Annotated in this window: 17 protein-coding genes; 4 read left to right on the top strand and 13 right to left on the bottom strand. The window is 38.2% G+C overall.

Translation table 11 applies throughout. The features are described 5' to 3' along the window. From EL165_RS07540 to EL165_RS07490, 11 genes are all read right to left on the bottom strand, one after another. Complete coding sequence (locus EL165_RS07540; protein WP_002978100.1) at positions 1-690, bottom strand: hypothetical protein; 690 nt, start codon at positions 688-690, stop codon at positions 1-3. A 7-nt stretch (positions 691-697) separates the two neighbouring features. Further along, positions 698-1,351: a hypothetical protein gene (locus tag EL165_RS07535; protein WP_002978101.1), complete on the bottom strand. Its 654-nt coding sequence runs from the start codon at positions 1,349-1,351 to the stop codon at positions 698-700. Continuing rightward, a complete protein-coding gene (locus tag EL165_RS07530) occupies positions 1,338-4,412 on the bottom strand; it encodes a TraG family conjugative transposon ATPase (RefSeq protein WP_002978102.1) in 3,075 nt (1,024 codons plus the stop codon). Before EL165_RS07530 ends, EL165_RS07535 begins: the two co-directional genes overlap by 14 nt. Further along, a complete protein-coding gene (locus EL165_RS07525; protein WP_002978103.1) occupies positions 4,384-4,698 on the bottom strand; it encodes a DUF4133 domain-containing protein in 315 nt (104 codons plus the stop codon). Before EL165_RS07525 ends, EL165_RS07530 begins: the two co-directional genes overlap by 29 nt. Before the next feature lies 1 nt (position 4,699). Beyond that, positions 4,700-5,023 (bottom strand): DUF4134 domain-containing protein, encoded by a 324-nt coding sequence (locus EL165_RS07520; RefSeq protein WP_002978105.1) that lies wholly within the window; start codon positions 5,021-5,023, stop codon positions 4,700-4,702. Between the two features lie 110 nt (positions 5,024-5,133). After that, a complete protein-coding gene (locus tag EL165_RS07515; RefSeq protein WP_002978107.1) occupies positions 5,134-5,706 on the bottom strand; it encodes a hypothetical protein in 573 nt (190 codons plus the stop codon). A 32-nt stretch (positions 5,707-5,738) separates the two neighbouring features. Continuing rightward, positions 5,739-6,389 (bottom strand): ParA family protein, encoded by a 651-nt coding sequence (locus tag EL165_RS07510; protein WP_041461432.1) that lies wholly within the window; start codon positions 6,387-6,389, stop codon positions 5,739-5,741. A gap of 59 nt (positions 6,390-6,448) precedes the next feature. Beyond that, the gene (locus tag EL165_RS07505; RefSeq protein ID WP_228370511.1) at positions 6,449-7,891 is read right to left on the bottom strand and encodes a relaxase/mobilization nuclease domain-containing protein; all 1,443 of its coding nucleotides are present in this window, start codon (positions 7,889-7,891) and stop codon (positions 6,449-6,451) included. An 11-nt stretch (positions 7,892-7,902) separates the two neighbouring features. Next, positions 7,903-8,268, bottom strand: a complete 366-nt coding sequence (gene mobC / locus EL165_RS07500) for a plasmid mobilization relaxosome protein MobC (RefSeq protein ID WP_002978113.1) — start codon at positions 8,266-8,268, stop codon at positions 7,903-7,905. Then, a complete protein-coding gene (locus tag EL165_RS07495; RefSeq protein WP_085951003.1) occupies positions 8,265-9,359 on the bottom strand; it encodes a hypothetical protein in 1,095 nt (364 codons plus the stop codon). Before EL165_RS07495 ends, mobC begins: the two co-directional genes overlap by 4 nt. A gap of 39 nt (positions 9,360-9,398) precedes the next feature. Further along, the gene (locus EL165_RS07490; protein ID WP_088583901.1) at positions 9,399-10,193 is read right to left on the bottom strand and encodes a hypothetical protein; all 795 of its coding nucleotides are present in this window, start codon (positions 10,191-10,193) and stop codon (positions 9,399-9,401) included. A 1,003-nt stretch (positions 10,194-11,196) separates the two neighbouring features. Here EL165_RS07490 and EL165_RS07485 point away from each other — a divergent pair. Both EL165_RS07485 and EL165_RS07480 read left to right on the top strand, forming a co-directional pair. Then, a complete protein-coding gene (locus EL165_RS07485; RefSeq protein ID WP_002978121.1) occupies positions 11,197-11,727 on the top strand; it encodes a Riean_0653 family protein in 531 nt (176 codons plus the stop codon). A 21-nt stretch (positions 11,728-11,748) separates the two neighbouring features. Next, complete coding sequence (locus EL165_RS07480) at positions 11,749-14,928, top strand: T9SS type A sorting domain-containing protein (RefSeq protein ID WP_002978123.1); 3,180 nt, start codon at positions 11,749-11,751, stop codon at positions 14,926-14,928. A 155-nt stretch (positions 14,929-15,083) separates the two neighbouring features. Here EL165_RS07480 and EL165_RS07475 read toward each other — a convergent pair whose 3' ends face one another. Together EL165_RS07475 and EL165_RS07470 are read right to left on the bottom strand one after the other, a co-directional pair. Next, positions 15,084-15,695 (bottom strand): alpha-ketoglutarate-dependent dioxygenase AlkB family protein, encoded by a 612-nt coding sequence (locus tag EL165_RS07475; protein ID WP_002978125.1) that lies wholly within the window; start codon positions 15,693-15,695, stop codon positions 15,084-15,086. Between the two features lie 95 nt (positions 15,696-15,790). Then, positions 15,791-16,573, bottom strand: coding sequence for an XRE family transcriptional regulator (locus EL165_RS07470; RefSeq protein WP_002978126.1), 783 nt, complete (start codon positions 16,571-16,573; stop codon positions 15,791-15,793). A 61-nt stretch (positions 16,574-16,634) separates the two neighbouring features. On the opposite strand from EL165_RS07470, the gene dinB reads away from it, so the two are divergent. Then, positions 16,635-17,777 (top strand): DNA polymerase IV, encoded by a 1,143-nt coding sequence (gene dinB / locus EL165_RS07465; RefSeq protein WP_002978128.1) that lies wholly within the window; start codon positions 16,635-16,637, stop codon positions 17,775-17,777. A 9-nt stretch (positions 17,778-17,786) separates the two neighbouring features. Beyond that, complete coding sequence (locus EL165_RS07460) at positions 17,787-20,861, top strand: DNA polymerase III subunit alpha (RefSeq protein WP_002978130.1); 3,075 nt, start codon at positions 17,787-17,789, stop codon at positions 20,859-20,861. Positions 20,862-20,915: the final 54 nt, after the last annotated feature.

Raw genomic sequence — 20,915 nt, 5'->3', positions numbered from 1 at the left:
CTAAAAGGATTTGATGTTGTTCATGATGTCTTGCACGACCTGCCGGTCCCTGTTGACATAGTATTGGAAAGTTCTTTTGTTCCGTAAAACCTTAGCTTTTATATCCTTTATTTTTAAAAGCATATGCGTGGAATTTCTGCTCAGCGCTTTGACCTCTCCCAAAGCATAGTCCAGTAAGATCTTGCGCTCCGATTGTTCCATCTGGTTGATCGCTCCGTATGACAAAATAATTCCTGTCAATAATCGTAAGGTCATTTGAAGATCATCTACAAACTGCACCTGTGAAGGTAAAACTGCAATGATGGAATAAGGCGCAGTATTGATCTCATTAATGATCGCAGTTTGGTTATTCGTTATCTTGGTGATTTCCCTGCTCACTGCTACTCCTGCCGGAATCGCCTGTATGGCAAATGACACGATACGAAGCCTGTCCTGGATTTTGGTGACTTTTTCCTTAAAGTTTTTCCATTGTGATTGGTTAGCCGTTTCTACTGACGCATTGAGTGTTTGCTTTTGCCGCATCTCTTTCTGCCGATCGTGTTCCTTCATTGTAGCATTAATCTCAAGATCCATCATCGGGAAAGAAACATTTTCCTGTTGCCACGCTGGCGTAGAACCACCACCTGATGATGTCAACAGGCAATAAGCTGCAGCAAGGAACAGGGCACAGATCAGGTTCTTTTTCATCATTTTGAGTTTAAAAATTCCGTTTGTAGCGGTTCATAATATCATCCACAATGGCCTTATCGGTATTAATGTATCCGGCAAAAGGATTAATGGAATTCCAGAATCCCAGCCTGTTGGCTTTTTCCAGTCGCAGCTTAATGGCCAACAGCCACAGCTTTAGGTTTTTCACATTCCCTGAAATGTTGTGCAGGATCTTGTAGCGGTCTCCGGCAGTAGCCAAGTTCAGCTCACCCGAAGCCAAAATATCCGATACATCCGTTACGATCTTCAGGCTTTGCTCATAGGTTTTCTGTGAAGCTTTTACCCCAAAAATGGCATACTGCGGATGCTGTGATGCCAACTGGACCACTTGCGAGGAATACGTATAGCATTTGTTTAATTCGGAATAAATTTCCTTAACCTGGATACCGTTTTGTAATGTTCCGGAAACCTCTTTTAAGCCTTTCAGTATTTTATTCTGAATGTCATTGGCAGCAACCATTTGCGTTCCCACCCAGGTCTGCGCATCTTTTAACTTCGAGGTTTCATCAATAACCTCATTCTGCTTGGCTTTCAGATTTTCCGAATAAAGAATCATTGCAGCGGTTACCGTTGGATCGATGTAGGTATTCTGAGCGGATAGCAATCCACAGAACCCTAAAAATAGCATGCTAAACTTCGTCATATTGGTAGTCTTTATTAGTTATCAATTCCGAAAAGCTGATATCAAGGTCTTCCAATTCCTGTGAGATGATCTTGAAAATATTTTTCCCTGGGTGGTTTTTCTTCATCCTTTGGTAGTAAGAGACAACTTTATGATCCAAAGGATTCTGGTACAAATTCACTAAAGACACCAGGTTTTCAAGACTGTCGCCAAAGGCTTTTAAGTCCGAGACAATCTTTACCAAAGCCTCGTCATAATTGCCATACTGTTGCACATAATATTCAACTGCTGATTTCTCAGGCTTCTCGGTCGTATAAGTCAGATACTGCTCAAGCGACACCTCATTGCCATAGACCTCACCCTTGGAACCTCTCTTCAGGTAAAATTCCTTGAAGCGGCTCCGGCCGAATTTATTGTTGAGATTGTTGATCGTGAAGATCTTGTTTTGCTCCACTTTATTCAGCGATAACAAAGACGCTATGCGATCAAAATTGTCCTTGAACTTGGTTTGGTCTAACAGGATAAAGGTGTCAGAATTGTTGATAATGGAATCTTTGACTACGGCATTTCCAATGATGTCATCCAATTCCTGCGTTACAACTACGGCTTCACCCCAAAATTTCCTTACAGTTTTGTAGAGATACAGAATATATCCGCCCATCAGCTTACTGGCAATCGCTTTCCAGGCCTCTTCAATGATGAGGGCTTTTCTTCGGTCTTTACGTAGCCTCATCTTTTGAATAAACGTGTCCATAATGATGAGTGTTACGATCGGAAACAATTTCGGATTGTCCTTCACGTTGTCGATTTCGAAGACAATAAATGCTTCATCGAACAGCTTATTATCGGCAGATTCATTCAATGTGGTCGCATATCTTCCGCCTTTATAAAAATCCCTCAATACAAACAAAAACGTCCTGAGATTGAACTCTCTTTCCGTAATGTTGTGCTTTTTATTATTAAGATAAAGCGGCAGGAATTTATCGCAGTAATCATAGAATCCGTTGAAGGAAAGCTCTTTGGCAGGCAACTTTTCTTCAAGTTCTTTGATCTTTTTGATAATTGCCTTTCTCAACGATTCATTCCAATCTTCTGCCGTCTCCGGATGTTTAATAATTTCTGCAGATCTGATCAAGATGAGTTGTGTTTCATCGTAGATCTTTCTTCGCTCCATATCATTCAACGTTTCGTAAGCCTCGTAAACTTTGTAGAATTGTTCACTGTCATAGTCAGGATTATTGGCATTCTTATCCGGATGATAGAATTTCAATAATTTTCTTCCTGCTTCTTTCACTTCATCCGGGCTGGCATCGAAAGCAATTCCTAAAATATCATAATACGTTCGTTGCTCCTGGACCTCGCTCTCATATTCGGCAAAAACATCTTCTTCGTGAATATTGTACTTGTTGAGATAAAGAATGAGCTCTTCTGAAGTTTTATGGTTATACCATTCGGTTCCTGAATTGAAATATTGATGATAATAGGACATCAGCACATTATCCAGGATGGATTTCTGTGCAGACGATACTGTCGCATCCGGACCTTGCCATATCAGGAAGATAAGGTTGGTTAAAAATTCAATTTTCTCGATATTAAACTCTTTTTTATCCATTAGAAAAGGATTCATCGTGATCGGTTTTTCTTCGGTGTATTGAATATATCTACCGCCTTTATATTTGCAGGTTCCTGAATAAGAATCTCCGGTATCTACGATCACCACATCATAATTATAGGTCAGGTATTGCTCAACAATATTGTTCATCAGGAATGACTTCCCGGAGCCGGATGGTCCTAAAACAAATTTGTTTCGGTTATTGATCCTCCCGGTTTTCATTGGAAGATCAGCGGGATCAACCTTTAACGGAACGCCCTGCCGATCTGTAAATCTCAGGTAGAAGTTAGATTCTTCATTCACGGGATAACTTTCTTTAAAAAAAAAACACAAGGCCGCTTCGCTTGTCGTCATGAAAAGATCGTACTCCCTGAGTTCTGTGGCGTTACCCGGAATGGCTGCCCGAAACAGCTCCATCTGGTTGTAGGCATTTTTTGAAACGATAATCCCTTTTGTGAAGAGCTTATTCTCAATCATGGACTGGATTCCTTCCATTTCTTCCATAGTGTTTGTTGAAAATATCAGGGAAAAATGAGCATTGACCACTAGCTGACCGTCAATGGCAATATTATGCAGCAAGGTTTGGATCTCTTCTGCGATGATGGCATTGGACGGCGAGTTGTTGGCTGCACCTTCGTGTTTTTTCTTTTTCTTATCGAGCTCCCTTTGCTGCTGGGCCTGGATTGGAATCGTTATGACTTGATTGTAAACTATGGTTTCATAGTTTTCAAGCTCATTGATAAAGGTAAAATTATCAACGGCCGTTTCCGCGGCAGCTCCATTGCCTCCTAGAATAGAGTAGGACTCTATTTCAGAAGGAAGGTCAATATTTTCCACATCGACATAGGAAATGTTTTTGACACAGCGGTTTCCGATCTGCAAGTACGCGTTGGTACTTTTGATATTGTCAAAAGTGGGAATCTCAGAAAACTGCATAGACAAAACTCCGGAAATGTAATATTCAAAATCTTTCTCAAACAGAAATTCAGGCTCGCAGTCATTCTGCTTTAACAGCATAAATACCTTCTGAGATTTATCACGAAGCTCCTTATAACTCTTTTCGGAAAAATTGTAATGTTTGTTTTTCTTTTTCAGTTTGTCGTCGACTATATCAGTAAAGAGCAAAATGGTCTCAATAGTTTTGAAGAGTCTGCCTTCAAAATGATCTGAATATTTCTGCTGGAGGAATTGGGTGGATGGCTCAGCAGTATATTTCTTTTTAGTGAATATATCCAGTTTTTGAACAATCCGTCCTTCGCCTATAATGGAGACCACCTGATTTAATACGGTGTGAAATTCCAGGTAATTGTCCGGATCAGCAGAATACTGCTGAACGATGTTTTTGATTCTGATCCCGATGATGGGATTGCCGTATTGTCCAAACAGCACGTCAAAATCCCAATTGAAATCCTTTCCGTAATCGTAGCCGATGAACGGAATGTCAAATACTTGTTTTTTTGCTGTTGCCATTCTTTAAAATTTTATTATTGTTTAGTCTTTTTGGGAAAATGAAGATGTGATCGAAGTGTTTGGTCTTGTTATACAGACCGTATTTGTCCTGTCTTTTGAAGATCAGGTAAACACCTCCGGCTGTTGTTGCAAGCCCCAGGAGTGAGCCGAGCAATCCGAATTTGGATAGTACCAGGGCGGCAACAACGCCAGCGCCGATAACTGCCACGGCGTAAATGATGTACTTGCCTTTAAGCCCGAAGAATACAAGAGGCTTTTTCAGCCCCTTGTAAAGGTAGAATCCCATTTTAGGCAAAAAAGGAGGTTACGAATTCCGGAACAACGATCAGGAAGATCATGGCACCGCCATAACCCAGGATTTCTTTGTTGACGTCCTGGTCGCCGTTGGTCCATTTATTATACACTCTCAGACCGCCAATAAAACCAACCAATCCGCCGACGGCTTTTAAGATCAGCTTTATCGGGTCCCAATAGTCTTTAATATCATTGGCTGCGTTTGAAATGGCTGTTGCACCGCCTTGCGCCAGCATTGGTGTAACGGCTAGCAGTAGCAATGCTGCGGTGAATAATTTTTTTGTTGTCAGGTAACGTTTGTGCGTGTTTTTCATCATATTGAAATTTTATATTGAATTGTGTTTTTGCTTAGAAAAAGGCATAGGAAATGTGCTATCCGACTCAATAGAGCGGATCATTGGTGTATTGAAAATTGTCGTTTTCCTTTCTAGATCATTGAATGGTAGACCTTGAATCCGTCACGGTCTGCAAGTACCTGGACGTGGGTTTCAGCCAGATTGAGGAATTGGTTAAATTGCTGTTTCAGCCTTTGAGAAGCATCTTCTTTATTTTGTTCAGCTTGGAGAATCTCATCATTTTGAGAAGGCAGTTCTGAGAACTCTCTGCTTTCAATGTATTGACTATCTTCTTGATCTGTTGAATCGTGTTGTGTCGTCGGATGTTCATCGATGTTATACGTATCTTCTAGCATATTGATAGCTTGCTCAGATTCAAATTTCTGTCGGTAGTAATCAAGGTGCCGGTTTTCATCAGTGTCTTCTTCAGTAGAAGGGAAAGGCTCTTTTTTGTGGAACGAAGTTGGGGTGCTGAGCTGTTCCACATCATCAATGTTGACCTCTATTATTTCATTCGTATTTACCTCAGCAAAGGCTGCGAGGGCGAATTCTTCACCTTCTTCGTCTTTTAAGACAGTGTCCTTTTTAAGGAAAAGGTCATAAAGGATATTTCCTGCGTAATAGAGCAGATAAACGGCCAGAATGGTAATACATATTTTGATCATCGTGGGTAAAGTGTTTTTAGTAGGTTGAATTATTATAGGTTAATTTCCAGCTTTTGGTTAATGTGATTAATCAATTCCATAAATGGATTTTTCACAGCATATTTCTGTTCATAAGTCAGTTTTCTTGTATCAATGGTCTGAAGACAGTTCCTTTTGAATACAGGACTTTTCAACAGTATTCCGTATTTGCTGATCTCAGCATCCATACCTTCCTGGTTCTGGTATTTATAGCCTTTATCGTATTTCGACCGTATGAATATCCGTTCTGCCTGGCTTTCGAGCAATCCTAAAAAATTGATAAACACAAGGGTTGATTTAGCGGAGACATTGGAATATTCAAACGGGATTACGATAAAATCACTGTAGATCAGTAGATCACTATAACGCGCATCTAAGGTTCCAGCCAGGTCAAAAAGATGGACATCTTCACTTTCCTTCATTTCAATAAGATGTTCAAAGTCCGAGAACGGCTGCTCGTTGTCCTCATCGATGATCTCTACATCATAAAGCTTCGGCAGATCTGATTCCTCGTCTTCTCGCCATTTATGACAGAAAGATTTCTGAAAATCAAAATCGAAAACTTTAACCTTTCTTTCAGACATTCCCGAAATATAATTGGCAAAAGCAATCGCAAGCGTGGTTTTACCAGTTCCTCCTTTTTGTGTTCCAAATGTTATGATCATCGCTTTTGTTTTTTTGCTGCCTATTTCGTTTCCGGGTGGCCCAATCGAACGCACCTCGTTTATCTCTTTTTTTTCTTCCGTTTTTTCCGCTCATCCTCCACCAGGTCTTTTGCTCCGCCTGAGCTATTCTGCCATTCAAAAAGCATTTCATTGACGGCCTGTTTAAATTCCTTTTCGGTGTTACTTTCGGCCAGCTTTTCACTTTTAATTTTCGGATTCAGAAACTTTTGATACTGTTGTTCGCCAATCAACAATTGCAGTTCTCCGATAAAATGCAGCTTGGAATGAACAGCATAATATTTTCCGTCCTCTGATCTCACCAGGCTTACATCATATTTACCCTGGGTTTTGAGATATTGTTTTACATCATTCCTGATCCTATTGAATATTTCTTTGTTTTTCAGTTTTTTATTGTCAAACAGCATATAATCGCTCAGTTCATTTTCAGGATAGGTTGCTTTCAAATATTTCAGCAGTACGTTTTTGGTTTCAGCATTGGGAATGCTGTAATCTTTCAACTGCTCAAAAAGTCTTTTATTCATTATTGCCGAGGTGAATTCAAATAAGCTACCCATTTTCATGATTTCACCGCCTTTATAAACTGCGCCTGTCTTGTGATCGATCAATGTATAACCAAAAGGTTTGTTGCCATCCTTATGATGAAATACGACATCAATTCCGAAGAGGTCCCTCAGTTTTTTCTGAAGCTCGCTTTCAAATTCTATTTCCGGTTTCCAATGATCTTTGTGCTTTTCCTCCGGAAGCATGGCTTCCTGCTTTCTATAGTCATCAACCCTGAATACTCTATTAGAATACAGCCCTTTGTACTTTGAAAAAATGGCTCTGATCTGCTTTACCCGTTTCTCGTTCATTTTATTGCTGAAAACAATTTGATCAGCTGAGAACCTTCGTTGTACTATGCCGTTTTTTGAAATGGTAACGGATCTTCCATCATTTGTGTTTTCGCTAAGTTGATAACCATTTCTGTTAAGCAAAGTCCTAAGTTGCTGAAAAGAGCCAATTTTATAGTTCAAGAGTTTATCTAATTTTTCCTTCTCATTAATTCCATATAGTTTTTCTATCACCCTGGTCAAAGCTTTTTGCGCCTTTAGCTTTTCGTAACTGTCATCAATCTTTTTTCCGGTCTGCTTATCTACTCTTGTGGAAACAATATGGATGTGATTGTTCTCAGTATCATTGTGAAAAACTGCTATGTAAGGCTGTTCCCCATAACCCATTTTATTCATAAAATCTTCACTGATCTCTGTGAGCTCTTCTTTGGTATGATCCTGAAATTTAGTGGAGATTACAGCATGGAATTGCGGTTTTTGTACTTTCGTACTTTTGGATATCGCTTTTAAATAATCCCTTACCTGTTGCTTGTCACCGTCTTTATTGATAAATGAAGGGAAGTTTTTCATCAGCATCAGTTCGCCTTTTCCTTTTTCTACCTTCTTATCATTGTAATTGATTCCAGGGAAATGATTTCCCGCTGGCTTCATAAGCTTGACGATCATTTTGAAAGCAATGCGTATATGTTTTCAAACATCTTGTTTTGCTGTGCTTTAAGCTTCTGTACCTCGGAGAGTTGTTTCGAAAATAATTCCAGTTGTTTTTCCGAAATGTTCTTCTGTCCGTTAACCAGCTTTGCCACCTGGTTGATATTGGTTTCGATCCTGGCAAAGATGTTATCCTGCTTTTCGATGAAGTTCAGGACTTTTCTTCTTTCATCATCCATCAGTCTATTCTCCACCGAATCGATAATCAGGCTGGTCAGGGAGATGTTTCTTTCTCTGCACGTTCTTTTCCAGTCAGCCTTTCTTTCCAGTTTGATCCTGAAAAAGATCACTTCAGAACTTCTACTTCCCTCCTGCTTCATGGGACACTCCAGCTGGGAATGCCATTCACACTTTTAAGGATATAGGTTCCGCTAGAAGGTGGCGCAGGAATCAGTTCTGTGGCGAACCCAAATGAACCGTCTGCTTTGGCAACTACTTTCTTGGTATATGCCGGATCACCATCTGCATTAGGCATTTGTGATGGTGTCACGCTTAGCTTACCATTAATATTGAGCCATCGCTCAGAAAAATCCCCCGAGATCAACGCAAATTTATAATCCGTATAATTATTGGTAATACTGTCCCAAAAGCTGGTTGAGCTTGTTGTTACGGGGGTGGAATGTATAGCTAACTTATTGCTGACACTTCTGTTTCCTGTTGCGGGGCTTCCGGCACCAGCTCCAATGAACACATTATTAGAGCCTGTCCTGTTCCCGGTTCCCGATAAATACCCGATCGATATATTATCATTTCCGGAAGTAATGTATGACATGGCTCCGGCGCCTATCCCTATATTCCGGCTTCCTGAAATTACGCTATTTGCAATTCCATTCAATGCTGATACACCAGCGCCATAGTTCAATTTCCCGGTAACTTCTCCCTGGGACATGGCATAAGCGCTGGCAGAGTTACCTTTTCCTGATGTAATATTGGCATCGGTAGCTAGAATAGAGTTGTATTCGCCTGTGATGGGGCTTCTTGATTTTCCCAGGATATAATTTTCCTTTTGGTCAAAATCAAGTTTCAAACTATTTTTCACCACCAACTCAACCGAGGAAGTGTTGCCTCTGAGTGCGACGATTTCTAAAGGATCGCTTTGCAAAACAGGAATCCATTGCTGGCCGTCGAAACAATATAAGCCCGATTTTTCGATATGAGCCGCCTGTCCCACCAAATTAGTAGCTGGTGATGTCACAAAGATTAATGCCCCTTTCTGAGCAGTAGAGAATGATTTTGCAGAGATCTGATCCCCTGTAATACGGGGTGGAATAATACCATCAAAATGATTCGCGTCGTCCGGCTTTCCGACCACTTCAAAAGTGGCTTTTGGTGTCTGAGTATTAATACCGACCTGTGAAAAAACACTGGTGGTCATTAATACAAAGAATAATTTGAGAAAATTGTTTTTCATTGTGTTATGTTGTTTTAATTTCATTTGGTTTTTAGAATCTTACTTTAAATATGGAACCCGCCAGTTGGAATACCCCTGTACTTCTCCGTAAGTGTAAATGGAAGTCGATATCTGGTTCAGCGAGCTTTGAGGAATTTGTATAGCGTAATTTTCTAGCAATGCAGGAAAGTACTGGGTTGAATTTTCGTTGTGTAAGAGAACAATTTGATTGGGAATATAACCTATATCGTTAAATATGTCTTCAATATCAATAAGAGCCTTACCCGTAACAGGTGTAGAATTGTCGGTTCGATGCAAACGAAAACGAACATTAACAATACCGTTGATTTTTCTGAATACAACAAATCCTTCAAGCCCTCCAAAGTTTTTTGAGCCTATGGTGTAATTTTTAGAAGAGGTCAGGTAATTGTTTGTATTCGCCCATTGATTTCTTGGTTCCGTCCAGGTGGAGGTTGCGGCAAGACTTGCCGTGCTGTTAGAATCGAAAGTCAATAAAATGTAATATTCTATCGGATCAACATCTTTTGATACAGGTTGCCAGGCCGTACCATCGAAGTAATACAATCCGGTAGTTCTAACATTGATAACCTGCCCGGATAAGTTTGTAGCAGGAACAGTCACAAATACGACGGTTCCTCTTTTTGAAATTGAATATGATTTTCTGGACAATTGATCTCCCGTTATTCGTGGTGGAATAATCCCGTCGTAATGATTAGGATCAACCGGTTTCCCTGTAACGTCCAAAGTGGTCTCTGGTGATACAGTATTGATTCCAACCTGTCCCGAGACCCATATGGTCAATAAGCTAAAGAAAAAGTAAAGATATGTTTTCATCTTTTTTGATTATGATTTCTGTTGCAAAGTTGGAACATCAAAATCGTGAAAACAATAGTATTCAAAGGGCTTGGGCTAAATAAGACCATTCTGGTCTAATCTGTAAATCGTGGAGATTAATAAAGAATAAATTGGAATTTGTATATGATTTCAATAAAGAAAAAAACGAGTTCCGAAGTTTTTTCCCCTTTTGCAAAAAGGCAAGAGAGTCTTTGGATGTACAACTTGAAAAGTTTGTATATACAAAGACACATCTTGCTAAAAAGAGGAGGGTAGTTTTAAGAGTTCTGAAAAATAATTGTAAAAGTTTGATTCTGTTGATGATGCGTGATCTTTATCGTGTATTGCTTTTGAAAGGAAAAAAATACTTAGATAATAGATTTTCAGTTTGTATCTACTTTACCCACGTTTTGAAATTGCGTGTAGCTATTTTACGCATCCAAATAGAAAGTTTGTATTCATTTTACTCACGTTCAGAAATTGCGTGTAGTTATTTTACCCATCTAAATCGAAAGTTTGTATTCATTTTACATATAGTTGGAAAATGTGTGCAGTTTCGTATGTTGCTAAGTACAAAAGCTTGTATCTATTTTACCCACGTTCAGAAATTGCGTGTAGTTATTTTACTCATCTTGGTCGAAAGCTTGCATTCAATTGACGTAATGTTGGAAATTCTGTGTAGCTTTTTTACACAGCTAAATAGAAAATTTACATCCATCTTACCAAAGGTTGGAAATGGTGTATAGTTATTGATTACCATTAATATTAAGGTGAGTTTCATAAATCATATAAACTTTTTATATCTGTCAATGCAATTTAAGTTGGAGTTGGTGTCAATTACGAAGTATAAGAATTTGTACTGTATTTGACTTTAGAAAATGCGAAACTCTCCAATATAAGAATTGGTTGAATCCCATTGCTATGACTGTATCAAAGAAATTTGTAAGTAAAGAAAAAAAATGGTTAATTTACAAACTCTTAATAACCACGAAATTACATTCTTATGAAAAATCTACTTTTTGTAGCTCTATTATCAATAGGACTTTTTTCTTCTTGCAAAGATGATGAGCAGGATCAAAATGTATTGCCAGAAGCAACGCAATCCGGTAAAAACACTGCAGGGGCATTAATAAATGGCAAAGTTTGGGTAGCTACCACAAAAAAGATTAACCAACCCGGCACCTATTGTGAAAAGTTGAATAATAACTATTATTTAATAAAATTAGATTTAAGAAAAGATCCTGAGAGATACACTGAATCTATTGACCTAATTGTATCAATCCCCAACTTAGAGATTAACCAAACATATGAAGTTGTTAATCAAACACCTGACGATGGTTACAACTATGCAAGCTATACAAGTAATGATAAGGTTAGTTACTCATCAAACTCAAACAACACCGGTAGAATAAAAATAACGAGACTCGATCTTCAAAACCAAATTGTTTCTGGAACATTTGAATTCAAAGCCGAAGATAGCAATGGGAATATTGTTACTATAACAGAAGGACGCTTTGATAAAAAGTTCGATTAAAAACTAAATAAACACTAACCTATGAAAACAAAATTAAGTATTTTGGCAGCATTCCTATTGCTGTCAAAGCTTCTACTTGGACAAGTCCAAGTTAGTCCACAACTTGTAGCGCAGCCGAGTGATCCCGTCAATCCGGTCCTGGAATCTACACTTTTATTGCCCTTTTCAGATTTGGACAAGACAAAAATACAAACAGGTCTACTACTGGATGCAGGAATAGAGTTTGCGGATCTTAAGAAATATAATGGAACTCCTACGGATAGTTCATTTACCACATCTAAAATCATAAATGACATTTACGGGTCATTAGTAATGAGTAAAATATCGTCGAATGGCAGTGCTCTTAAATCTCCCGCTGATTTTCAAAGTGAGTGGTTTCAGGACCAGACAATTGATCTACTGCCGATAGGTGGAACCTATTTCAAATATAACCAATTTTCAGAAAGCAATCAACTAGCTTTTCAGAATATGGCTCCGAATCTGCCTACTGATAGATTGAATAATATTTCTACAGGATCTCTAACGTTAACACCTCAAAATAAAATTTTAGATGTTTACGTAAATAATGTCTGGCAAGATCCTTATGAGATCAACAAAGTTTTTGCAATGGCACCAATTGCGAACAGTCACAACAAACTACATTTCAATGTTGTTTTTCCACCTACTCTGTTTCTAAGTAATTACACTAGTGAAATCTCAATTCTCGAAGTGAAATTTTCCGATGCCACCAACTTTCAGACAGTGACATTGGGTCAGATGATACCTGTTAGTTATCCCTCTGCCGGTGAATATACCTGGACATATAAACTTACATTAACGAATGGACAAATACTATACTCAAAAAACAAATTTTCAGTTACTGGAGATTTGGAAAAATATGTCGATATAAATGACAATGGGCAAGCTTTTTCTGCTGCAGCTAACTTGTCCACCAACAATTACTGGAAAGTACAACTGGAAAATTATCAGTATTTTATTCCTTTCCCCCCGACGGTTGTAAATAAACCAAAACTTACACTATATATTAAACTTCGTAATGGGCAAACTCAAATCACAAAGCCTTTTATTGTAGCAGAAGGCTTTGATACAGGTCATATAACAGCACCTAGACAAGAAGGCGGAGATAATAATATTGATGATTTTTTAAATAGAGGAGGTATGCAAAATACTGCATTAAAATCCTATTTAGAAGGGAATTACGATATCATCTATGTAGATTGGGGTATTGGTACTGACTATATACAAAATAATGCTGAACTATTAAAAAAAGCAATCAGATGGGTAAATCAGAATAAAATAGGAAGCGAGAAGAATGTAGTTTTAGGGCAAAGTATGGGAGGTCTTATTGCTCGATATGCGCTAAAGGATATGGAGGATAACGGGGAAAACCACGATACAAAATTATTCATTTCTCACGATTCTCCCCATTTGGGCGCAAATACACCTTTAGGGTTGCAATATATGCTTAGACATATTTCAAAAACTTTTCTTCGTTCGCCCATTGTTGCTGGTCTTAATTATGTTTTTTCGCCTATATTCACTGGTGGTGCTCCTGTAAGCGACATTCTTACGATTGCCGATACTCCTGCTTCCAGGCAAATGTTAATCAATTATATTAATAGTAACTATAGCATTGATAATTCTGTCCACAACACCTGGCAAGCAACTTTAAAGTCAAAAGGTTATCCTCAGCAAACTAGGAATGTAGCTATTTCAAATGGAAGCGAATGTGGTACCGATCAAAACCTCCAGGATTTGGTTACAATGCATCACAATAGTAAAGGCTGGTTTGTAGATTTTATCGGGGCATTGATTGGTGGCGTAACATTAGATCCTGCTCAGGTAATACTTTCTGTTGTTCCGGGAAAATCCCGCTATTACTATGATTTTGTTGCTCGACCAATGTCTAGCATTAATGAGTCAAAGCAATTATATTATGGAAAGATAGTATATAAAAAAGATATTTTATGGGTAATCCCAGCTCAACATACCCTACTTTCTGGAAGCAGAAATCAGCCCTCTAATGTGCTGCCTATTGATAAATATGGTGGTGGGAAATACAGATTTCCAACATCTTCATTACCTGAATTTCTCGGCAATCATATTACTGCAACTGATTTTTCTTTTGTTCCAACACCCAGCGCTTTGGATTACAATTTTGGAAATACAACGCTTACAGAAAATGAATATCAGAAAACTTTTTCACCAGTTGACGATGCCAGTAATATCCCTTTTGCAAACTTTGTAGCGGAGGAGATAGGAAGTTACTATGGAGAAAATACAAGCCATACCTATTTTAGCCCAAGGAATAGACAGTTTATTCTCAATCAATTCTCAGAAGCCACCAAAGATCAAAAGTTAACTACCGCTTTTTTGTGTGGTAGCAAAGTAAAAATAGGCGGAGACGCACTATTGTGTGGAAATAATAACACAACTTATACAACAGGTTTTGCACCAACAATCCAATGGTCGGTAATAAATGGCGCTAACCTCGTTGATATAATTGGTCCTAGTAACCAGCCTCAAATCTCACTTACTCCTAAAGCAAATGCGAATGGTTTACTGAAGTTACAAGCATATCTTGCTGGGGGTGGAGCAAGCAATACGGTTACTAAGGAGGTTTGGATAGGAAAACCTATGTTTAGCGTGTCCCAGATTAACGATCCCACTTACTACAACGAATCTCATTTCTATTTAAGTAATAGTAATGCAACACCTGTCGGTAGCGAGCAGGGCATTACTCAGGTAACCTGGACAAAATTGTCATCAAGTCCCCAATATGGTGTATTTCTCCATACCTATAATAATCAACTTGAAGGATTTGCACGAGGAAGTAATAATAATTGGTCTATGGAGGTAAAAGTAGAAGCAACAAATGGTTGTGGAACATCTACTCAAACAGTAACTATAACACCACCGCCGGCTGCACCTTGTGAAACATTTTCTATTGCAAAAAATGGAGAGACTTCTGATAGCTATGTTGTATTGAAATATATTGAACCACCTTGTGTTTCGGGAAAAACTGTAATTTCGAAACAAGAAGAACAATATCAAATAACTGTTGCCAACAGTATGGGAGCCGTTGTAATTTCCAAAGCGGGAAACTCTTTCGATCTACAAGGTTTTCCGACAGGAATGTATGTAGTAAATATTTCAAAAGACAACGAAACCTTAGTAAATCAAACGATAATTAAAAATTAGTTTTAATTAACAATAGAAAAACAGGAAGATTCAGTCTTCCTGTTTTTTAATATCAATATCTCGAATTTGTTTAATTACTGGTAGTTAGGATAACTTATTTCTGAACCAAGATTTAGTTTTTCCAAAAAAATTGTACTAAAGTATGCAATTGACTGTTATAAAACCTTAATTAACCTAAATGTCAAATTGATTCTCTCTTTCATAGGAATAGTTGACTTAGCAATTCTATGCTCCCAATGCTCCTGCAAATCTCCTTTCATAATGAGCAGTGAACCGTTTGGAAGCGGCAAGCTGTACTTGCTTTGATGATGATCCTTTTTTCTGAAATCAAAGTTTCTGGTTTGTCCGAGACTAATGGATGCAATGACAGGGCGTTTCCCATAACGGTTCTCCTTATCCCTGTGCCAGGCTACTGAATCATTATTATCGCGATATAGGTTGAGCAAAACACCATTGAACTGATAACCGAATTCTTTTTCAATTCTTTCTTTTAGAGCATATAATTCAGGAGTCCATTCATTCCTTACAGTTGTATTATTATCAGCCGAATCGTAAGACTTTGTATCACCATACCACGCAGTGAGACGAGGCGTTATTACCGTTTTGTCGTACATTTTTTGTGTGCGTTGCTCCCAACGTGTAGAATGGAGCAGTTTATCTTTCAAAAGGTCTGCTTCTTCCTTGCTCAGAAAAAATTCTCTGAATTCCAAAAGGTCTTTTGGAAACTCGTATAGATCTTCGGAATCGAATAAGCTGAGCTGAGTCATGATCTGTAATTCAATTTATTTATATATTTGTCGCCCTCTCTTAATAGAGAGTTTTTTCATCATTTGTGTTTTTACTTCCCTTCGGGGAAGTTTTTTTATTCTTGGCTTAATCTCAATAAGCTATTTTCCAGTTTGCTAATACTCTTTTTAGCTTCGTCCACTAAATTTTTCAAATTCGCTTTATCAGGCAGGGTGTGCGGTTTATAATCCTGCGGCAAAATTCCTCTCACGTAGCGCCATACCTGAGCAATCTCGTCCAAAGCAATATTATATGGTTCATAAAATGAATTGTCCGCTAAAACGGTAATGTACTTTTTATTTCTTTTCAAAAAAGTCTTATAGGTAATCCCTTCCTGCGTCACAAAAATATATTCCTTGTTGGCTTTTAAATCTTCTAGTTTTTCAACATACTCACCAATGAGAATAGACTGGTCGGCAAATGGAGGCATTGAATCACCATCAGCTAAAAATCCTCTGTATTTCCCATTCTTAAGGAAGGGAAAATATATTTTTTGTAGGTTTTCAATGTATTCAGGGTCACTAAAGCCTTTCAGATATCCCATAGAAGCCTTCTGCGGAACAATCTCAATAAAATTATTACCTTCCGTATCTACAACTATTGGAAGCAACACCTTATTCGCCGGAAGGTTGATCATATCTTCCAAAGGATATTTCCTGATATCAACTGTAAGTAAAAGGTCAATACTGATGTTAAAATATTTCGAAATCCTGATCAAAACTTCGTAGGGAGCCTCTGAACGACCATCTTCGTATTTCGAATAACGCACCCTACTCAAAAAAATTTCTTTTGCCAGCTCTTGCTGTGATAATTTTTTTTGAGCTCTTAAATACCTGATGTTTTCTGAAAAAATTGACATTGATACAATTTGTATCTACAAATATATAAAAAATGATACAATTAGTATCTAATTTTGTCAAATGAGACGAGCAATTGCACATATGGATTTGGATACTTTTTTTGTTTCCTGTGAGCGGCTGAGACACTCTGTGTTAGAGAAACAGCCTGTTATCATAGGAGGTGGAGATCGTGGAGTAGTGGCATCATGTTCCTATGAAGCCAGAAAATTCGGGGTACGTTCGGCAATGCCGATTAGAATGGCTCTGCGATTATGTCCCGAAGCACAGGTCATTAAAGGCGATATGGAATACTACTCCAATATGTCGCATATGGTAACAGAGATCATTCAGGAAAAAGTGCCAGTTTTAGAGAAAGCGAGTGTGGATGAATTTTATCTGGATCTCTCCGGAATGGATAAGTTTTTCGGATGTTATCAATGGACAACTGAAATTGCCGATGCCGTGACCAAGCAATCAGGATTACCCATCAGTTTTGCATTGTCTACCAATAAAACCGTTTCAAAAATTGGAACTGGTGAATCTAAACCCGCCGGAAGATTTGAAGTGAAGCCTGAATATATTCAGCCTTTTTTAAATCCTTTATCGGTCAAAAAGATTCCGATGGTCGGCGATGTGACCTTTCAGCTGCTTTCAAGATTAGGCGTCAGAAAGATAGAGACACTTTCCCAAATGCCTGTTGATGTATTGCAGCAACTGATCGGAAAGAACGGAACGGAACTATGGAAGAAAGCCAACGGTATTGACAATACGCCTGTCATTCAATATTCTGAAAGAAAATCTATTTCTACGGAAACAACTTTTACCGAAGATACTATCGATGTTCAGAATATCAGAAGTATTCTCTCCGGAATGGTAGAGCAGCTCTGTTACCAGCTGAGACACGAGCAATGGCTGACCTCGACCGTTTCTGTTAGAATACGATATGCGAACTTTGATACAGAGACTAAACAATGTAAAGTACCTTATACTTCAGCAGATCATACTTTGCTCAAATATGTTTTAGAATTGTTCAGAAAAGTATATACCCGCAGGATGAGAATTCGTCTAGTCGGGGTAAAATTTACCGGACTTGTTCACGGAAGCCATCAGATGAATCTTTTCGAAGATACGGAAGAACTGATCTCATTATACCAGACAATGGATAAAATCAAAGACAGGTTTGGAGTAAAAAGCGTTGGACGTGCTTCGGGCCTTTTAAATTAAAAATAACTTATGTTTCTCAATTGCCATACTTATCATAGCTTACGTTATGGGACTATTTCTGTTGAAGATTTAGTGCAGTTGGCTGTTGATTATAAGTTAAAAGTTTTGGCATTGACTGACATCAATACGGTAACCGGGATCTATCAGTTTTATAGACTTTGCCAGGATAACGGTATTAAACCGGTTGTCGGGGTCGATGTACGGGTTGAAAATGTGCAGTATTATATCTGTCTAGCTAAAAATCCTAAAGGCATTGCTGAAGTCAACAGGCTTTTGACGGATTACAACTGTGATGGTATTAGTATTCCGAAAATGAATCCTCCGTTGGAACATTGTTTTGTCATCTACTCTTTACAAAATATACCTGAAAAACTATTGGAACACGAGTTTATTGGAGTCAGAGAAAATGAATTAAACCTTTTAATCAATTCCGAACTCAAATCTTTAATACATAAAATGGTCATTCTTCATCCGGTAACCTTTAAAACCGATGAAGAATATAAGCTTCATAAAGTATTGAGGGCGATTGATGGCAATACCCTTTTTACTAAACTGACTGAAAAAGATTATTGCAGAAAAGATGAATGTTTTATTGATAAGAAAAAGCTTTTGAGTCAATTCGGACACTACCCTGAAATTATTGAAAATACTAAACATATCGTTAATGAGTGCAGCTTTGATTTTGAATTTAATACACCTAAAAATAAAAAGTATTTTACTGACAGCAGGGAAAATGATTTTAAATTACTGTCTCAGTTAGCATATGAAGGTTTAAGTAAAAGATATCCTGATAATAGTCAATTGGCGAAAGCAAGGGTTGAAAAAGAACTAAAAGTTATTGATGAATTGAATTTTTGCGGTTACTTCCTCATCACCTGGGATATTATTCAATACAGCAACCGGATGGGATTTATGCATGTTGGCAGAGGTAGCGGCGCTAACAGCATTATTGCCTATTGTCTTGGAATTACAGACATATGTCCTTTAGAACTTGATCTTTATTTTGAACGTTTTCTTAACCTGAACCGTAAATCGCCTCCTGATTTTGATATCGACTGGAGCTGGAAAAATCGTGATGTCATTTTAGAATATATTTTTAAAAAGTACGGAAAAGATCACGTGGCATTTTGCGGAACTAATGTGGAATTTAAAAGAAAATCAAGATTCAGAGAGTTGGGAAAAGTATTCGGACTTCCTAAAGATGAACTGGATCAGCTTTCTAAAAAACCGAAAGAACAACACGACCAGAATTCAGTGGTTCAGCTCATTTATAAATATGAGCAACTTTTGGTAGGATTTCCTAATCAAAGAAGTATGCATTCCTGTGGGATTCTGATCTCTGAAGAACCGATCACCAATTATTCAGCTTTAGAATTCCCACCAAAAGAATTTCCGATCGTACAATTTGATATGCATACGGCAGAAGATATTGGATTGGAAAAGTTCGATATTCTATCTCAGAGAGGGCTGGGAACAATTAAAGATACGGTTAATTTGATTAAGGAAAAAAGAGGAATTCACATAGATATTGAGGATACAAGAATCTCGAAAGATGAAATAAAGTGTAATGAGTATTTGAGTGTTGGAAAAACCATTGGCTGTTTCTACATTGAATCACCAGCGATGAGAGGCTTGTTGCGACGATTGAAATGTGACAATTACAAAGTATTGGTAGCAGCATCTTCCATTATCCGCCCGGGAGTTGCCCAAAGCGGAATGATGCGTGAATACATTTTCCGGCATAATCATCCGGGGCAATTTGAATACTTTCACGATGTGTTTGAAAAAGAACTAGGGGAAACCTATGGAATTATGGTCTATCAGGAAGACGTCATAAAAGTTGCGATGCACTTTGGCGGAGTATCAGCAGCTAATGGCGATGTTCTCCGAAGGGCAATGAGTGGAAAGGGACGTTCTCTTTCCGCTTTACAGAAATTAAAAGATGATTTTTTTGAATCGTGTAAAAGAAAAGGTCACCCGGACCAGCTCTCTCAGGAAGTTTACCGACAAATTGAATCTTTCGCCGGATATTCGTTCTGTAAAGCCCATTCAGCTTCCTATGCGGTGGAAAGTTATCAAAGTTTATATCTGAAAGTTTATTATCCTATTGAGTTTATGGTTTCTGCAATTAACAATGGTGGAGGATTTTATCGCACTGAGGTCTATGTTCACGAAGCCAAGATGTCAGGCGCTACAATTCATAATCCGTGCATTAACCTTAGTGAGTTTCATACGACAGTCTATGGCTCGGATGTCTATTTAGGATTAATGCATATTGAGAAACTGGAAGCATCTATCAAGCAATTTATTCCTGAGGAAAGAAAAGAGAATGGAGATTACAAATCCTTAGAGGATTTTGTCAAAAGAGTTAATATCGGCATTGAAACGCTGCAGATATTAATTTTTGTCGGCGCTTTCAGATTCACAGGAAAGCAAAAACACGAGTTATTAATTGAGGCAAGATTCTTACTTTCAAAAAATCAATACAAAACTAAGATTATCTCATTATTTGATGAACCTCAAAAAAATTATGAGCTACCGGCAATCGATAGAAATCCATTTGAAGATGCTTTTGATGAAATTGAGATATTAGGATTTCCGGTTTCCTATTCTATTTTTGATTTACTAAAGACGAAACACAGAGGGGATGTATTGGTTAAGGATCTTTTAAAATATCACAAGAAGCAAGTTAGAATGCTGGCTTATTTGATTTCCAGGAAGCACGTACCCATTAAAATGAAAAACCATCCGGGCAAGAAAGACGATATGTATTTTGGAACCTGGATTGATGTGAACGGTGACTACTTTGATACCGCGCACTTTCCGGACAGCCTGAAAAAATTTCCTTTTAAAGAAGGGGGAATCTACCTTTTACTTGGAACCGCCGAAGTGGATTACCATTTTCCAACCGTAACCATTACAAGGATGGCCAAAATGCCCCTTATTGCCGATCCGAGGTATTCAATGGATGAGAACAAATCAAAAGAGATGGAAAGAAGTTTGCGGGAAGATGTCAGTATGACTTTCAGGCAGCCCTATCCGCAGGAACACGAAATTGGATTGCCTAGAATAAAGATGGGTTGAATACTTAATAAATAAGCTGCCTCAAAACTGAGGCAGCTTATCTGTAAATGTCAG

It is taken from the genome of Chryseobacterium gleum, from assembly GCF_900636535.1.
Classification (GTDB): domain Bacteria; phylum Bacteroidota; class Bacteroidia; order Flavobacteriales; family Weeksellaceae; genus Chryseobacterium; species Chryseobacterium gleum.
Note: the sequence above shows the minus strand (reverse complement) of the source record. Positions and strands in the feature narration are given on the sequence as shown.

What these genes read in the sequence shown, in the direction of transcription:
- EL165_RS07475 (WP_002978125.1), bottom strand. Translation starts at nt 15,695, where the DNA reads ATGACTCAGCTCAGCTTATTCGATTCCGAAGATCTATACGAGTTTCCA.
- EL165_RS07530 (WP_002978102.1), bottom strand. Translation starts at nt 4,412, where the DNA reads ATGGCAACAGCAAAAAAACAAGTATTTGACATTCCGTTCATCGGCTAC.
- EL165_RS07510 (WP_041461432.1), bottom strand. Translation starts at nt 6,389, where the DNA reads ATGATCATAACATTTGGAACACAAAAAGGAGGAACTGGTAAAACCACG.
- EL165_RS07520 (WP_002978105.1), bottom strand. Translation starts at nt 5,023, where the DNA reads ATGATGAAAAACACGCACAAACGTTACCTGACAACAAAAAAATTATTC.
- EL165_RS07490 (WP_088583901.1), bottom strand. Translation starts at nt 10,193, where the DNA reads ATGAAAACATATCTTTACTTTTTCTTTAGCTTATTGACCATATGGGTC.
- EL165_RS07460 (WP_002978130.1), top strand. Translation starts at nt 17,787, where the DNA reads ATGTTTCTCAATTGCCATACTTATCATAGCTTACGTTATGGGACTATT.
- EL165_RS07525 (WP_002978103.1), bottom strand. Translation starts at nt 4,698, where the DNA reads ATGGGATTCTACCTTTACAAGGGGCTGAAAAAGCCTCTTGTATTCTTC.
- dinB (WP_002978128.1), top strand. Translation starts at nt 16,635, where the DNA reads ATGAGACGAGCAATTGCACATATGGATTTGGATACTTTTTTTGTTTCC.
- EL165_RS07495 (WP_085951003.1), bottom strand. Translation starts at nt 9,359, where the DNA reads ATGAAAAACAATTTTCTCAAATTATTCTTTGTATTAATGACCACCAGT.
- mobC (WP_002978113.1), bottom strand. Translation starts at nt 8,268, where the DNA reads ATGAAGCAGGAGGGAAGTAGAAGTTCTGAAGTGATCTTTTTCAGGATC.
- EL165_RS07470 (WP_002978126.1), bottom strand. Translation starts at nt 16,573, where the DNA reads ATGTCAATTTTTTCAGAAAACATCAGGTATTTAAGAGCTCAAAAAAAA.
- EL165_RS07485 (WP_002978121.1), top strand. Translation starts at nt 11,197, where the DNA reads ATGAAAAATCTACTTTTTGTAGCTCTATTATCAATAGGACTTTTTTCT.
- EL165_RS07540 (WP_002978100.1), bottom strand. Translation starts at nt 690, where the DNA reads ATGATGAAAAAGAACCTGATCTGTGCCCTGTTCCTTGCTGCAGCTTAT.
- EL165_RS07515 (WP_002978107.1), bottom strand. Translation starts at nt 5,706, where the DNA reads ATGATCAAAATATGTATTACCATTCTGGCCGTTTATCTGCTCTATTAC.
- EL165_RS07480 (WP_002978123.1), top strand. Translation starts at nt 11,749, where the DNA reads ATGAAAACAAAATTAAGTATTTTGGCAGCATTCCTATTGCTGTCAAAG.
- EL165_RS07535 (WP_002978101.1), bottom strand. Translation starts at nt 1,351, where the DNA reads ATGACGAAGTTTAGCATGCTATTTTTAGGGTTCTGTGGATTGCTATCC.
- EL165_RS07505 (WP_228370511.1), bottom strand. Translation starts at nt 7,891, where the DNA reads ATGAAGCCAGCGGGAAATCATTTCCCTGGAATCAATTACAATGATAAG.